A 14,638-nucleotide genomic window follows, 5' to 3' on the forward strand; every position below is an offset into this window, starting at 1 on the left:
TCTTCCTGTACCGATCCTTCTGTACTATTGTCTACAGCTACTTCTGTTTCACCATTCTGACCTTCCGAAGCATTATCCTGGTTTTCTGATTCATTCTCGAGAACCATTCCTACTTCCTCAGCTCCCTCCTGAGTTGTAGCTGAAGCATCCTGATTTAAAGAGTATATCGTAGTAAGACCAACAAGTATCGCAAGTACTACAACAACAGAAATCCACTTCTGATATCGTTTTCGCTTGCTCAAATACTCTCTTATACGATTTTCACCTTTTCTTTGCATCCTTGTTTCCTCTTAATATTACTTCCCTATAAAACTGCCTATTTTTGCGCGCAAAAAATACACATATCACTAATCACCTGATCCGATCAGTTATTAGTAATTATTCCAAATTCACTAAATGGGTAAATTCTGAAAAAAACATGACCGATAAGCTGTTCTTTAGAAATACATCCCACTTCATTCTTACGACTGTCTATGGATACACTTCTGTTATCCCCTAACACGAAATATCTATTTTCCGGAACCTGATAAGGAAATTCTATATCAGTAGGTTCCAGACTTTTTTCTGTAAGATATGGTTCATCCAAAGCCAAACCATTTACAGTAACATTGCCGTCTGCGTCTATATTGATCCAGTCTCCGGGAGAACCAATAACTCTTTTGATAAGCACTTTGTTGTTATAATAAAAAGCCACAAGCTCACCTGGTTCAAATTTCTCAGTTTCAACCGCAACAACTATCTGTCCTGTCTCAAGCGTTGGAGACATAGAGTCTCCTGAAATCTTATGTACTTTGATAAAAAAGCTCGCTATAAGAACAGAAAAAGCTGCAACTGCAATAAGAATACCTATTGTCTTTGCAAAAGTCTTCTTATACTCATCTTTACGCTTTTCGCGATCAAGTGCTTTCCTAAGCTGCTCGGTAGATGGCTTTTCATACTTTAATTCAGTTTCTTTTCCATTTATAGGCTTCTTACTTCTCACTGATATAAACCATCCCTGTATATATCCATTAAATGAATGTTACATTTCGTCAGACTTTTTGGTCTTTGCTGTCCTTGTCTTTGTTGTTTTACCCTTTGTCTTACCCGAATTTTTAGATACCTTTTCTGTAGTATTAGAAGCACCAACATCCGCCATTAGTTCTGGATGTTTATAAACATACTCAGCCTTTTTTAAAAGCTCAGCACATTTGCGCCTCGTTTCATCTTCCATGGTCTTACATTTTTCTGATGACTTCTTTTCCTGAAGATCAATTCTGGCTTTAGCAGCCTTCATATCTTTTTGAAGATCTTCATATTCTGAAGTTATCTGTTTTTTGATAAGTTCCACGTACATGTCAGCAGATTCCTGAGCTGCTTCCATTACATTACCAAGTCTTGTAGCTGCATCTGCAAGTGTACCGGAATTGTTTATCTTATGAAGAGCCATATCAACTTCATCCTTCATGGCCATCTTCTCACGATCAAGTCGTGCTTTAAGACCTTCGATATCTTTATCAAATTTTGCCTGCTGCACAGCTTTTTGCTCTGCAAATTTCTGACGCATCTCATTTCTTTCAGCATCAAATTTATGAAGCAGCTCTTCTCGCTCATCAGATGCCTGCTGTAAGATGATCTCCTTTTCTTTATTAAACTGTTCCTGCATCTCTTTCTCATGTGAAAGTGCAGCTTCAGCTTCTTCGGAGAACTTAAGCATCATTTCTAAAAGCTGGGCTCTGCTAAGCTTTTTCAGATCTAATTCTGCCATAATTAACCTCACGTCTCCTGACTGCATAAAGAGACTTATGGTTCAACATTGGTGTGCCAATATAACACCAATTCAGTCACTTAACCTTTATTTACTAATAAAGATATTCAGATTTGAAAATATTAAGTTTTCAAGATCATCACATTTCTCATTGTTTTTGAGAAAACACATTGTTTCTCTGATATATCATGATAATGTTATATCAGTCTAAAAACAATATGGATTTTAAACAAATAAAATACGTAATTGCGTTTTTTATTAACGAAAATGTTATTATGTGGAAACTAATGATGTCGGCGGCGTTTCCGATCTTGATGTATTTAAGAATTATTATGCTATGCCTAATCTTACGCCGTATAAAAGTGCACTCAAAATGTTTTTTTGATTATAGCATATACACGAAAAGTTTCCATAATATTTACAATCATAAAATGACAAATTTTTGAAATGAATTTTGGTCATTTTGTCAGTTTCCGCATAAACACTGGCTTTTATCCAAATTCATTTTTCTATTAATCCATGTAAAATATTCACAAAAAAGACTTTAGGCACAAAAACTCTTCCTGATAAAAAAGTGCACAAAGAAAAAGAGCATCGATTAAAATCGATGCTCTTTAGTGCGGGAAAAGGGACTTGAACCCTCACGACCTAAGCGGTCACAAGATCCTTAGTCTTGCTCGTCTGCCAATTCCGACATTCCCGCAGACCCTTATTAAGTTTGTCGCATGTCCTATAAGTAAGACAGTGCAGGAAAAGGGACTTGAACCCTCATGATATTGCTATCACATGGACCTGAACCATGCGCGTCTGCCATTCCGCCATTCCTGCATGTAGCATAAGCTCTACGCTTTAGTCCCTCGCGTTCTCTGCACGCGACATGTATTATATTATCCTTTTGCCAGTTATCTGTCAACACTTTTTTTATTTAATTTTAAAAATATTGTCTAATAAGGTCAAAATCTATTTGAACTTTACAAAAACCAGTAATAGGATTTAAAACACAAAAGAGCATCGATAAATCGATGCTCTTTACGTGCGGGAAAAGGGACTTGAACCCTCACGACCTAAGCGGTCACAAGATCCTTAGTCTTGCTCGTCTGCCAATTCCGACATTCCCGCAAACCTCTATTCTTCTCGTCGCATGTGATTCTTACTCGCTGCACGCGACTGTTTTATATTATCCTTTTGATTCAATTATGTCAACACTTTTTTTGATTTTTTTCATAAAATCGTTTAATCGTAATACTATTGCCAATATATCATCGCTTTTAATAATTCTGTCTACAGTTGTTTCAATGCGTCACAAAACTCTCTGTAAAAGAGTGTTTCTGTGGTTTTCTATCAATTAGCCATGCTTTTAAAGCTTCACTTAAAAAGCCATAAGTTCCAGAAGCTTCCTGTTAAAACTATTATTCTTCATAATCTGGACATCATAATCGCATTCTGTATCTAAGCTGACTTCTCCGCATACATCGATACCAAGTACTCTTTTAGAAGAAAGTATCTTTTGTATTATATGAAGAAGTGTATCCGTGTCCATAATACCCTGATCCCAGTTAGTCATTAGCTGGTCCTTATTAAGCACATCTTTATCAATAGAAATATAAACAGGAAGATCATCTGATAATTCCTGTAATATCATATCAGCCATATCTCCATTACAAGATATATCTGAACAAGCTTTTGTACCATTATAAATATGTTTTTCTGACACGAGTGTTACTTTTTTACTATCCTCTTTGCTGATTTCATCAAAAAGTTTTTGATCAACACCAACAGCAATGACTTTTCTGACACAAGTGTTATTATCCAGAACCTTTTTTACCCAACTCCCACACGAAAGAATGTCTCCAAACATAGACTCTTTCATATCAGGATGATTATCCAGATAGATCAGATGAAAATCTTCTTTAATATATGAAGTAAAAATATAAGACATATAATGATAATTGCCATTATCAATAAAATGAATACCATTAAGTGGAACATTATTATGAACTATAAGACTTCTTATACTATTTTCGCCTTCATCATCACAAAAACAATCTGTTCCATCAATATTTCTACATTCAATAAAGCGAGGATTATCTATATCTTTATAGAAATCCTCGCTTTCATATACACCTGTGAAGTTAAATAGTGTAACATCCTTTAAATTTTTCATGTTATCATTTACCTTCAGTATCAAGTTCTGTCAAATGTGCTATTGCATCCTTGGCTATGATACATTCCGCAGTCTCAATAAGATGCAATTCTTCAGGAGAATTTACACTCAAAGCTTTTGCATACTCAATTCCTGCTTTGCGAAGCTCATATACTACAGCTTCACTATCAGTATGAAGTCCCATCATCAGATAGTATTTTCCTTCATCCTTATAAAGACCTGAATCAACTATAGGCATTGCTGATGCAATCTTTGCAAATCTTATAACACTGTCAAGATTATCAAATTCGCCCATATAACGCTGATAATCAAGTGCAGGCTTTGAAACCACACTGGCCTTTTGTATTTCTTCAAGGGCGCTTATAAGTTTATGTCCTTCTTCGCTCTCCTCAAGATACATGCGGCCTACCATATTATTCATTCCTTCTACAAGCTTATTGAGTGCATCGCTCTTGTCTTTGCCTTTTTCAGCCTTTACAGCATCTATCTTATCCTGTGTAAGATAATCAAGTATTCCATGAGCAATATTACGAAGACGATCTGCTGAACTCTGAATATCATCATTGTCCATCTTGACCGCATATATACGCACACTTCCGTCTGCCATAATATTCCTGCTCATCATCATTACTTCATTCTCAGGATCATATGACAACTGCTGCCCAACTTCCTGGTTGAGCTGCGTCATAAAAGGAATGCTCTTTTCTTCTCCATGCAACAGAGCTTCAGGTGTAAGTCCGATTTCATGAAGTTCCTGAGCAGCAATGCTGCACTGCACAGTCTTTTCACTGATTTTAATAATTACCATCCTGCCTCACTCCTCTCAATTAAGTATATTATATATCAAAAATTAGCACTGTCCAGCTGAGAGTGCTAAAACTTTTATAAATAATATTGTAATTTTTTAAAATTGGGTGTTGCCATTCCCAAAACCATGTTATATAATAGCACTTGTGCCGGGGTGTAGCGCAGTTGGCTAGCGCGCTACTTTAGGGAAGTAGAGGTCGCAAGTTCAAGTCTTGTCACTCCGACTATAAAGGAATGTTGATTTCAACATTCCTTTTTTTATTGTTCTTTTTTAAGATTAGTTACATATCATTTCAATCTGACATATGCTATCATTTTAATTGCACTAATTATAAATACGAACAATCATGGAGATTATATGTCCACCATACTTAATATAGGAATACTTGCCCACGTTGATGCAGGTAAAACAACTTTATCAGAATCATTATTATATGAGGCAGGTACACTCCGCACAATCGGCCGCGTAGACCACGGAGATGCTTTTCTGGATACCTTTGAACTGGAAAAAGAACGAGGAATCACAATTTTCTCAAAGCAGGCAAGGCTCCAGGCTTTTGATCGCCAGATAACTTTGATAGATACCCCAGGTCATATAGATTTTTCACCTGAGACCGAAAGAACTTTGCAGGTTCTTGACGCCGCCATACTTGTTATCAGCGCATCTGATGGTGTAAATGCCCAGGTCAGAACTCTCTGGTATCTGCTTGAGCACTACAAAGTTCCGACTTTCATCTTTGTCAACAAGATGGATCAGCCCGGAATGGATATGGATACCATCTCAGACCACCTTAGTCAAAGCCTTGGCAACGCCGTTGTAAATATGTCCCCAGGATTATCAGATCCAAATGTATGCGAATCTATAGCCGTGTGTGAAGAAAGCCTTTTAGAGCGCTATCTAAACGATGGTCAGATAACAGATAGTGATGTTACCAATCTGATATCCAAAAGACTTCTTTTTCCATGCTACTACGGAAGCGCACTAAAATCAGAAGGCGTAAAAGATTTTTTGGAAAATCTGTGTAAGTATGCTCCAACCGGCTCATATCCTGAAAATTTTGGTGCAAGAATCTATAAAATATCAAGAGATGATGACGGAACAAGGCTTTCTTTTCTCAAGATCACAGGTGGATCACTTTCTATACGTGATACCTTCGGTGATGAAAAAATATCCCAGATAAGGCTGTATTCAGGAAGTAAATTTGAACAGGTTCAAACCGCAAGTGCAGGAACCATCTGCGCCATAGCAGGGCTTGCCCAAACAAGAGCTGGAGACGGACTGGGTTTTGAAGCTTCCAATCACGAAGAACTACTTGAGCCAATACTTAACTGCAGGATCCTTCTTCCCGATAACGAAGATCCTTACAAAGTCTGGCAGAACCTTTTAATACTCCAGGAAGAAGAGCCTATGCTGAGCGTTTCCAAAGCTGAAGACAGTGTAGATATATATGTTCGCGTAATGGGTCAGGTTCAGATGGAAGTTCTAAAAAGGCTCATGCAGGAACGCTTTGGAATGGATATAGACTTTGGTCAGGGACGCATAATATATAAAGAGACAATTGCTTCCAGTGTGGAAGGTGTCGGCCATTTTGAGCCTTTAAGGCATTATGCAGAAGTACATCTTATGCTTGAGCCAACAGGCCCGGGAACAGGTCTTACATTTGAAGCAAACTGCCCTACAGACCTGCTTGCCCGTAACTGGCAGCGACTTGTTCTGACCCATCTTGAAGAAAAAAAGCATAAAGGTGTACTCACAGGTTCAGACATAACCGACATGAAGATCACTCTCATAGCGGGCAAAGCTCACATCAAGCACACTGAAGGTGGAGACTTCAGGAAGGCCACTTACCGTGCGGTTCGTCAGGGCCTTATGATGGCGGATTCCGTGCTTCTTGAGCCTGTATATAAATATGAGCTTATAGTTCCAAAAGACAATGTTGGAAGGGCTATGACCGATCTTTCTTCTATGAGCGCAACCGTAAGCTCTCCTTCGATTGAAGATGGCAAAACTGTCCTTAGAGGCACGATTCCAGCTGCATGCCTTGGAAACTATGCAGAGGATGTACGCAGCTACACTAGCGGCGAAGGCTCGCTATCCTGCGTATTAAAAGGTTATGCTCCATGCCATAATTCAGAAGAAGTAATATCAGAAAGATCATATGACCCTGAACTTGATACTCATAATCCATGTGGCTCAGTCTTCTGCTCTCACGGAGTTGGTACTGTAATTCCATGGAATGAAGTCAGAAACTATATGCACATTGACACGGGATGGAGACCAAAAGGAGATAACACTCCTCTTCCAAGTGATATTGCTACAGAATATGATACTGACTCTCTTATGTCATTCAAAGCCAGATCATCTTCAGATGAAGGCCCTGACACCAGATCTTTTTCCGAAAAAGAAAGAGACTACAGAGCTGGCCAGGACGAACTTATGGCTATTTTTGAAAAGACATATGGTCCTATAAAAAACCGAAATAACAACAATAATGATGATACTCCACGTACATACGGAGTACCTGATGACAAGCCAAAAGGAATATCCGACCCCAAATACGACGAAAAAAGAGATGCAAAAGCCCTTAGAAAAGCTGAAGGCTATAAAGAATATCTGCTTATAGACGGCTACAATATTCTTTTTGCCTCAGAAGATCTTAAATCACTCGCAGAACGAGATATAAATGCTGCCAGAGACAAACTTATAGATATCGTATCCAATTTTCAGGGATTCAGACGTGAGATAATCATACTGGTGTTTGATGCTTACAAGGTTCACGGAGGAAGTGAAAAGGTTCTTAAATACCATAATCTGAACGTGATATACACCAAAGAAGCTGAAACTGCAGACCAGTACATAGAACGAACTTCGCACGAGCTATCCAAAAACTATAAGGTAACGGTTGCAACTTCAGACGGAATAGAGCAGGTAATAATTCTCGGTTCAGGCGGAATACGTATGCCAGCTAAAGAGTTCTGGGCCGAAGTTAAAAACACAGAAAAGCAGATCAGAGAAGAACATATTGAAACTGGCGAAAGTAAGCTTCATAACTATGTACTTAAAGATTCAGATCTTTTCAGGAATTCTTAAAAAGTCCGTATAAGAATCGTATAAAAGCATATAAAAACATCGTATAAGTTTGTATAAGACCTTATAAAAACATCTTATAAGGTCTTATAGAGACTTACAAAGCCTTATATATAACAAAAAATTCCTCTATAAAAGTTATCCTATAAGCCACCTGTCATATGACAAAGCTTATTAATAACCTTTATAGAGGGATTTATTATCAAAGATGTGAAAACTTAAAGCAAAAGATCAGTCTTTATATTCTTCAAGTCTTTCATTAATAGCTGCACAAATCTCATCTCCATCGATTCCGTGAACTGCACAGGCTTCGCCAAGAGATTCCATCTGAGATGCAGGACAGAAAATGCATTCCATTCCGCAGTCCATGAGAAACTGTGCTGTAGAAGGGTGCTTTGCAATGATCTCACCAACGAGCATATCTGTTGTTACAAGATCTCCGCCTTCTTTAGAATCTTTAGTATCATCGCTCATAGCCTTAGCTGCAGCCTCAGCTCCAGCCTTTTCTGCTTCTTCATTAACAGGAGCGTTTTTTATTTCTTCTTCACTACCAAATAAAATATCTCTTAAACTCATATTATAAAGCCTCCGTATGTTCTATAACTAATATATCAAGTTGAATTCTACATTATGAAATATAATAAAGCAAGCTTATTAAGTGGTATGTTCATATTAATTTTCTATAAACAGCCACAATTAAATTGTATAAATTGCATCTGAAAAGGTTTATATCAGGCCTTCGTAATAATATAAAGCCTGCTGTCACCCGTCCTTAAAATGCCTGTCTTATCACCATCCTGATCAAATCCTGTGCTTCCGAATTTTGGGCGCAGTCTTATACCAGTATCATTCATAAGTGCGCCTGTAGAAATGACATCTTCTCTTTCGTTCTGAACACTTACCATAGAGTTGGCAATGTTATGAAGGATACCATCCTGCTTAATGTGAATAGGTGTAAACATATTGATAAGGCTTCCCATAGTCTTAAGATCAATATTTACGTATTTATTAGTAAAATGATAAGTCAGGTCATTATCAAGACCCTTTGTTTTAAACGTAACTACATCCCTGTTAGGTCTGCTTTCCCTTTGAAGGATAAAGGCTATAGCCTGTTCTTTATCTTTGGATACAGCCATACATCTTCCATCTTCAAGCCTGTAATATTGTCCAAACTGCAAAGTATTCCTGTATTTTTTATAAAACTCTATCTGCTCTTTGATCTCTTTTTTATCAGAAGAAGAAAGATCACACAGATTAAGCTCATATCCAAAACATCCAAACGAAGCCACATCAAATCTAGTCTCAAGCGGCACATAATTAAGAGTCTGATGGTTAGGTGCAGCTGATACATGTGCTCCAATTACAGACTGCGGATATCCATAGCTATAACCTCTTTGTATATCGGCCCTGCATATGGCATCAGTATCATCAGATCCCCAGATCTGAGGGAAATAGCAAAGGATTCCAAGATCAAACCTGTTGCCACCTGCAGAACATCCTTCAAAAAGGATATCCGGGAAAGCCTTTGTAAGTTCATCCATTATACGATAAAGGCCAATATAATAGCGGTGCATAAACTCGTCTTGTCTGTCAGAAGTAAGCTGCTTGGAATAATAATCTGAGAAAATACGATTCATATCCCACTTAACATATGAAATATCACCTGAAGCAAAAACCTTCTTCATAGACTCAATTACATAGTCCTGGACCTCTTTCCTTGTAAGGTCAAGATTCATCTGATTTCTGCCCTTGGAATGCGCATGCCCCGGTACCTGAACAGCCCAGTCAGGATGCGTCCTGTATAAGTCGCTATCTTCATTGACCATTTCAGGTTCTACCCATATTCCAAACATAAGTCCAAGGTCACAGATCTTTTTGGAAAGGCCTTTTATTCCATTTGGAAGCTTATCCTTGTTTTCATACCAGTCTCCAAGTGAGCTCTTATCATCATTTCGCTTTCCAAACCAGCCATCATCCATGACAAAAAGCTCTATTCCAAGTCCTGCAGCTTCTTTTGCAAGCTTCAAAAGACTGGACTCTGTAAATTTAAAGTATGATGCTTCCCAGCTATTAATTAAAATAGGTCTGTTTTTATCTCTCCATTTGCCCCTGACAATATGTTTTCTGACAAAATCATGCATATGGCTACTCATACCATTAAAGCCGCCCATATCAAATGTCATAACACTTTCAGGTGTTTCAAATTTTTCTTTTTTATCAAGGACCCATCCAAATGTCGACGGTGAGATTCCGCTTATAAAGCGGCTCTTGTCATATCCGTTTGAAGAAAGGGCTTCATAATGATTACCACTGTATATAAGATTAAATCCATAGCAGTATCCGCTATCTTCTGTAGTATCCTTTTTAGAAACCATAACAAAAGGGTTGGAACGGCTTCCTGATTCTCCTGCAGCCATTTCTTCACTAACACATCTGCCCCCATCACATATGCTTGAAGTTTTATGCATTTCATCAGCCCATCTGCCATGAAATGAAGTAAATACAAGGCCGTTTTCATGAAAATCAATCTGATTACTCATTATGCGGTCTATATGAATCTTCTCATCGCCTGATATAAGAACTGCTCTTCTTGTTATTACATCACAATCCGGATAAACGCTATAGATAACTTCAAGCTTTGTACCATATTCCTTGTCTTTATAAGTAACTATAAGCTGTCCTGCATGATCCACACTATCTCCAATAGGAGTCTCTTCTTTTTCATCATAAGATCCCGGAAGTGAAGAAGGCTCCTTGATCTCATTATTTACAGATGCTTTTTCAAAAATAAAATCGGAAGTTTTACAACCATCTTCATGCGTAATAAGAACAAAGGGATCTCTTATATCTCCCTTGCCAAAAGAGCTTATCTCAAGCGGAAGGTCTTCAAGTGCAATGTCCGGAAATTCATCACTGTATGCGATCATATTCCCGCCTGCAGTAGGATGCTTCTCACTAAGACTGTAGCAGATATTTTTAAGGCTGGCAGAGGCTTCCTCACTTTGTGATCCGTCACCAAATGTAGACGCTTTCAAAAAGCTCTCGTATTGAGCATTTGAAATTACAGAGCTTCCATAGTGCAGATGCTCCGGATGTCCTGATGCAAGTATGTTAAAAAGATAAGAAGTATGCAAAGTCTGAAGTAAAAAGCAGCCATTTCTTTCAATTATCATAATTAGTAACCATCCCCATATTATTTTATAAAATTACAGAAATCCGCATTTTCTGCGGATTTCGTAAATAGAAATATCAGTTCTCAATTCCATTCATAAGAATATCGATCATATTATTAAGAGCATCCTGATATTCCATATTATTCTTTATAAGAACATCTGAGCTTAAGTATTTCTCTATAGTTGCTTCAAATATAACTTTAAGAGTAGGTATTGAAATATTACGTATACTTCCCTCTTTAATTCCTCTTTCTATAAGAGCAATGGTTTCTTCCCAGTCATTTTCAAGTCTTTCGTTGATCTTAGCGTAAACCTTAGGGAACTTATCTTTAAGCTGGAACATAAGTCTGAAATCCACATTCTGATAGCTATCAGGAAGCGCAATGAGAATTTTACTAACCTTTTTAGCTGTAGTAAGACTATCATCATTTAAAATCTCACGTTCACTCTCTTTGATTGAATTAAAGACATAATCAACCATGCTATCGAGCATCTCTTCCTTATCATGATATATCTTATATATAGTCTTCTTACTCATATGCAGCTCTTTTGCAATGTCATCCATTGTAAATTTAAGACCTTTAGCCTTATATTCTACTATTACGGTCTCCAGTATCTTCTTCTGTGTTTCATTCATAACTCAATCTCCGCTTATAAATTCTTTCCGTTTCCAGTTATTTGCATTAAAGCATGTGCTTAAGCATTTGGAAACTTAATCATTTTCCTTGGTTTCCATTTTATCATCCCTTTTAAGAAAATGGAATATAAAAAAGTAGCCAAAATTATAAACAAAATTTTGGCTACTAATATAACAAGATATAAACCTATTAGCATATTATTGCTGTCATTATTTAAGAACTTCGCAGAGATATTCAAACGTTCTTGCTGCAGACTCTACAGAAAGCTTTTCTGAAGTAGTATGAACACCTTCCATATCAGGTCCTATTGATATGCAGTCAAGTCCCTCAAGTTTCTCACAAAGAAGGCCACATTCAACTCCTGCGTGAAGAGCCTGAATTTTGGGCTCATGACCATACATTTTACAAAATACTTCGATCATGTGCTCACGAAGCTCTGATTCAGGTTTAAATTGCCAACCCGGATAAGATGAAGATATCTCAGATTCTGCTCCAAAAGCATCTGTTATAAATATCATCTTCTGAAGAAGGTTATCTTTACTGCTATCTACGCTGCTTCTTACAGCATATTCAAGAGTAACTGTATTATCCTTTGTAATTACAACGCCAAGATTAAGTGATGTCTCAACAAGTCCTGGAATATCAGCACTCATTGCCTGAACGCCATTAGGAAGTGCCATTATAAGTCTGTATACCTTCTTTGTAGACTCAGCATCAAAGCAGTCAAAGGTTCCTTCCTCTTTTCTTTTAAGTGTGAAGCATACATCAGGATCTTTTATTCCAAGCTCATTTTTAACTATGGCTAAAAGCTCTGAAACTGCTGACTTTAAGCCTTCCTCGCTTACCTCTTTACCTACGACTACCGTAGCTTTGGAACTTACCGGAATAGCATTATCTGCTACGCCGCCGTTTATGCATACAAGTGAAAGCTCAGCCTTTTGACATACATTTGCAAGTATTCTTCCAAGAAGAACATTAGCATTACCATGTTCTTTGATGATCTCAGTACCAGAATGACCTCCCACAAGGCCGGAAACCTCTATGTCATAAGCTACTCCGCTTCTATTTACCTTTGTTACAGGAATTTTGGCATAAAATCTGGCACCACCTGCACAAGAAGTAAGAAGAACGCCTTCTGATTCAGAATCGATATTGATAAGCTTTCTTCCCTTTAATGGAGAAAGATCTATTGCAAAAGCTCCATCCATTCCTGTTTCTTCATTAGTTGTTATTACAACTTCAAGTCTTGGATGAGGAATTGTTTTAGAGTCAAGAAGTGCAAGACAGTATGCAACTGCAATACCATCATCTCCTCCAAGAGATGTGCCCTTGGCCCAGATCTTTTGGCCATCTGTCATTACAGTAAGAGGATCAGTAGTCATATCAATATCATAGTCATCATCATGAACAGCTACCATATCCATATGTCCCTGAAGAATTACAGGCTCCTTATCCTCATAACCACTTGTGGCATTTCCAAAAATGATAACATTTCTTGTCTCATCCTGTATATATTCAAGATTTCTATCTTTGGCAAATTGGACAAGATAATCACTTATCTGCTGAACATTGTTTGATCCATGAGGAATCTTTGTGATCTCCTCAAAGAAGTGAAAAACTGATTTTGGTTCTAATTTATCTAAAGCACCCATTATTAAGACCTCCAATTATTCAAGTTTGTCATGATCCCCCACTAAAAAAGTGGGGATTTCTCTCAATGAGATAAATTCAGATGTTTATTCTACCATATAATATAGCATTCAAAAAGACCTACCGCACACTTTAAAGTGAACAGTAGGTCCTAAAATTCAATATAAATTAAGCAATCTGCTTCTTAGCAACTTCTGTAAGAGTCTTGAAGCCTTCTGCATCATTTACTGCCATCTCAGCAAGCATCTTGCGGTTGATTTCAACGCCAGCAAGCTTGAGACCGTGCATAAGTGTGCTGTAGCTCATTCCGTTAAGTCTTGCAGCAGCGTTGATACGAACGATCCAAAGTGATCTCATATCTCTCTTCTTCTGCTTACGACCTGCGAATGCGCTTGTAAGAGCTCTCATTACAGACTGCTTTGCGATTCTATACTGCTTGGAACGAGCTCCTCTGTAGCCCTTTGCAAGCTTTAATACTCTATTGTGTTTCTTCTTGGCATTTAATGCGCCTTTTACTCTTGCCATTGTAATTTCCTCCTAAAATAATCTAAAAAAACTACGAACTGTCTTACTACGAATTAAAGGTAAGGCAGGATCTTCTTCATTGTCTTAACAGATGTAGCATCTACAAGACCAGGCTGACGAAGATTTCTCTTTCTCTTTGTAGACTTCTTAGTCAGAATGTGACGCTTGTATGCCTTGTTTCTCATAAGCTTGCCTGTGCCTGTTACTCTGAAGCGCTTGGCAGCTGCTCTGCTTGTTTTCATTTTGTGCTGCATAATTAAATTCCTCCTATTTCTTACGGTATCTGCATGTACTTTTTTATTTCTTCTCAGCTAAGAACATAACCATGCTTCTGCCTTCTGCTTTAGGCTGCTTCTCAACTATAGCGCAGTCTTCAAGCTCTTTAGCAAAATCAATAAGGACATGAACGCTAGCTCCCATATGAGCCATTTCACGACCTCTGAAACGCATAGTTACTTTAACCCTATTGCCTTTTTCAAGGAATTTCCTTGCAGCATTGATCTTAGTATTAAGATCATTAGTGTCGATGTTGGGAGAAATACGAATTTCTTTGATCTCAACAGTCTTTTGTTTCTTGCGCGCTTCTTTGGCTTTGCGAAGCTGTTCATACTTATATTTGCCGTAATCAACTACACGGCAAACAGGTGGTTTTGCATTTGGTGCGATCTTAACAAGATCTACCCCTGCATCCTCTGCTACTTTGCGTGCATCCTGGATTGACATAACTCCAAGCTGCTCACCATCCAGTCCTATCACACGAACTTCCTTGTCTCTGATCTGTTCGTTAATAAATAAGTCGTTAATGGTTATTACCTCCGATTAAAATAAAAAAGTGGACACGCGAGA

At 37.8% G+C, this 14,638-nt stretch carries 13 protein-coding genes and 4 tRNA genes; 2 read left to right on the forward strand and 15 right to left on the reverse strand.

The window, feature by feature from the left end:
- The 8 genes from K6G87_RS10655 to K6G87_RS10690 all read right to left on the reverse strand — a co-directional run.
- Window positions 1-278, reverse strand: a 278-nt coding sequence (locus tag K6G87_RS10655) for a hypothetical protein (RefSeq protein ID WP_296836855.1), incomplete at its 3' end; no start/stop codon positions are given.
- Window positions 279-364: 86 nt separating this feature from the next.
- A complete protein-coding gene (lepB, locus tag K6G87_RS10660) occupies window positions 365-982 on the reverse strand; it encodes a signal peptidase I (protein WP_296836858.1) in 618 nt (205 codons plus the stop codon).
- Between the two features lie 39 nt (window positions 983-1,021).
- Window positions 1,022-1,747 (reverse strand): hypothetical protein, encoded by a 726-nt coding sequence (locus K6G87_RS10665; RefSeq protein WP_296836860.1) that lies wholly within the window; start codon window positions 1,745-1,747, stop codon window positions 1,022-1,024.
- A 618-nt stretch (window positions 1,748-2,365) separates the two neighbouring features.
- Window positions 2,366-2,450: transfer RNA gene (locus K6G87_RS10670), tRNA-Leu, on the reverse strand.
- Window positions 2,451-2,492: 42 nt separating this feature from the next.
- Window positions 2,493-2,575 (reverse strand) — tRNA-Leu (locus tag K6G87_RS10675).
- 206 nt (window positions 2,576-2,781) lie between these two features.
- Window positions 2,782-2,866: transfer RNA gene (locus K6G87_RS10680), tRNA-Leu, on the reverse strand.
- A gap of 250 nt (window positions 2,867-3,116) precedes the next feature.
- Window positions 3,117-3,911: an arginase family protein gene (locus tag K6G87_RS10685; protein WP_296836862.1), complete on the reverse strand. Its 795-nt coding sequence runs from the start codon at window positions 3,909-3,911 to the stop codon at window positions 3,117-3,119.
- Between the two features lie 4 nt (window positions 3,912-3,915).
- Window positions 3,916-4,719 carry an adaptor protein MecA gene (locus K6G87_RS10690; RefSeq protein WP_296836865.1) on the reverse strand — a complete coding sequence of 268 codons (804 nt, stop codon included), beginning with the start codon at window positions 4,717-4,719 and terminating at the stop codon, window positions 3,916-3,918.
- 149 nt (window positions 4,720-4,868) lie between these two features.
- On the opposite strand from K6G87_RS10690, the gene K6G87_RS10695 reads away from it, so the two are divergent.
- Both K6G87_RS10695 and K6G87_RS10700 read left to right on the forward strand, forming a co-directional pair.
- Window positions 4,869-4,942 (forward strand) — tRNA-Pro (locus K6G87_RS10695).
- Between the two features lie 134 nt (window positions 4,943-5,076).
- Window positions 5,077-7,809 carry a translation factor GTPase family protein gene (locus K6G87_RS10700; protein WP_296836868.1) on the forward strand — a complete coding sequence of 911 codons (2,733 nt, stop codon included), beginning with the start codon at window positions 5,077-5,079 and terminating at the stop codon, window positions 7,807-7,809.
- Window positions 7,810-8,037: 228 nt separating this feature from the next.
- On the opposite strand, the gene K6G87_RS10705 is transcribed toward K6G87_RS10700, so the two are convergent.
- The 7 genes from K6G87_RS10705 to infC form a co-directional block, all read right to left on the reverse strand.
- Window positions 8,038-8,382 carry a DUF1858 domain-containing protein gene (locus tag K6G87_RS10705; RefSeq protein WP_296836871.1) on the reverse strand — a complete coding sequence of 115 codons (345 nt, stop codon included), beginning with the start codon at window positions 8,380-8,382 and terminating at the stop codon, window positions 8,038-8,040.
- Between the two features lie 155 nt (window positions 8,383-8,537).
- Window positions 8,538-10,979, reverse strand: a complete 2,442-nt coding sequence (locus K6G87_RS10710; RefSeq protein WP_296836874.1) for an alpha-galactosidase — start codon at window positions 10,977-10,979, stop codon at window positions 8,538-8,540.
- 76 nt (window positions 10,980-11,055) lie between these two features.
- Window positions 11,056-11,616 (reverse strand): TetR/AcrR family transcriptional regulator, encoded by a 561-nt coding sequence (locus tag K6G87_RS10715; RefSeq protein ID WP_296836880.1) that lies wholly within the window; start codon window positions 11,614-11,616, stop codon window positions 11,056-11,058.
- A 210-nt stretch (window positions 11,617-11,826) separates the two neighbouring features.
- Window positions 11,827-13,269, reverse strand: a complete 1,443-nt coding sequence (locus K6G87_RS10720) for an aminoacyl-histidine dipeptidase (RefSeq protein WP_296836883.1) — start codon at window positions 13,267-13,269, stop codon at window positions 11,827-11,829.
- A gap of 166 nt (window positions 13,270-13,435) precedes the next feature.
- Entirely contained in the window at window positions 13,436-13,792 is a 357-nt protein-coding gene (rplT, locus tag K6G87_RS10725; RefSeq protein WP_022753648.1) for a 50S ribosomal protein L20, read from the reverse strand.
- Window positions 13,793-13,845: 53 nt separating this feature from the next.
- The gene (rpmI, locus tag K6G87_RS10730) at window positions 13,846-14,046 is read right to left on the reverse strand and encodes a 50S ribosomal protein L35 (RefSeq protein ID WP_296836888.1); all 201 of its coding nucleotides are present in this window, start codon (window positions 14,044-14,046) and stop codon (window positions 13,846-13,848) included.
- A gap of 43 nt (window positions 14,047-14,089) precedes the next feature.
- Entirely contained in the window at window positions 14,090-14,602 is a 513-nt protein-coding gene (gene infC, locus K6G87_RS10735; protein WP_296836962.1) for a translation initiation factor IF-3, read from the reverse strand.
- Between the last annotated feature and the right edge of the window lie 36 nt (window positions 14,603-14,638).

Source organism: Butyrivibrio sp. (assembly GCF_024699075.1).

What these genes read in the sequence shown, in the direction of transcription:
- K6G87_RS10665 (WP_296836860.1), bottom strand. Translation starts at nt 1,747, where the DNA reads ATGGCAGAATTAGATCTGAAAAAGCTTAGCAGAGCCCAGCTTTTAGAA.
- K6G87_RS10685 (WP_296836862.1), bottom strand. Translation starts at nt 3,911, where the DNA reads ATGAAAAATTTAAAGGATGTTACACTATTTAACTTCACAGGTGTATAT.
- K6G87_RS10690 (WP_296836865.1), bottom strand. Translation starts at nt 4,719, where the DNA reads ATGGTAATTATTAAAATCAGTGAAAAGACTGTGCAGTGCAGCATTGCT.
- K6G87_RS10700 (WP_296836868.1), top strand. Translation starts at nt 5,077, where the DNA reads ATGTCCACCATACTTAATATAGGAATACTTGCCCACGTTGATGCAGGT.
- K6G87_RS10705 (WP_296836871.1), bottom strand. Translation starts at nt 8,382, where the DNA reads ATGAGTTTAAGAGATATTTTATTTGGTAGTGAAGAAGAAATAAAAAAC.
- K6G87_RS10710 (WP_296836874.1), bottom strand. Translation starts at nt 10,979, where the DNA reads ATGATAATTGAAAGAAATGGCTGCTTTTTACTTCAGACTTTGCATACT.
- K6G87_RS10715 (WP_296836880.1), bottom strand. Translation starts at nt 11,616, where the DNA reads ATGAATGAAACACAGAAGAAGATACTGGAGACCGTAATAGTAGAATAT.
- K6G87_RS10720 (WP_296836883.1), bottom strand. Translation starts at nt 13,269, where the DNA reads ATGGGTGCTTTAGATAAATTAGAACCAAAATCAGTTTTTCACTTCTTT.
- rplT (WP_022753648.1), bottom strand. Translation starts at nt 13,792, where the DNA reads ATGGCAAGAGTAAAAGGCGCATTAAATGCCAAGAAGAAACACAATAGA.
- rpmI (WP_296836888.1), bottom strand. Translation starts at nt 14,046, where the DNA reads ATGCAGCACAAAATGAAAACAAGCAGAGCAGCTGCCAAGCGCTTCAGA.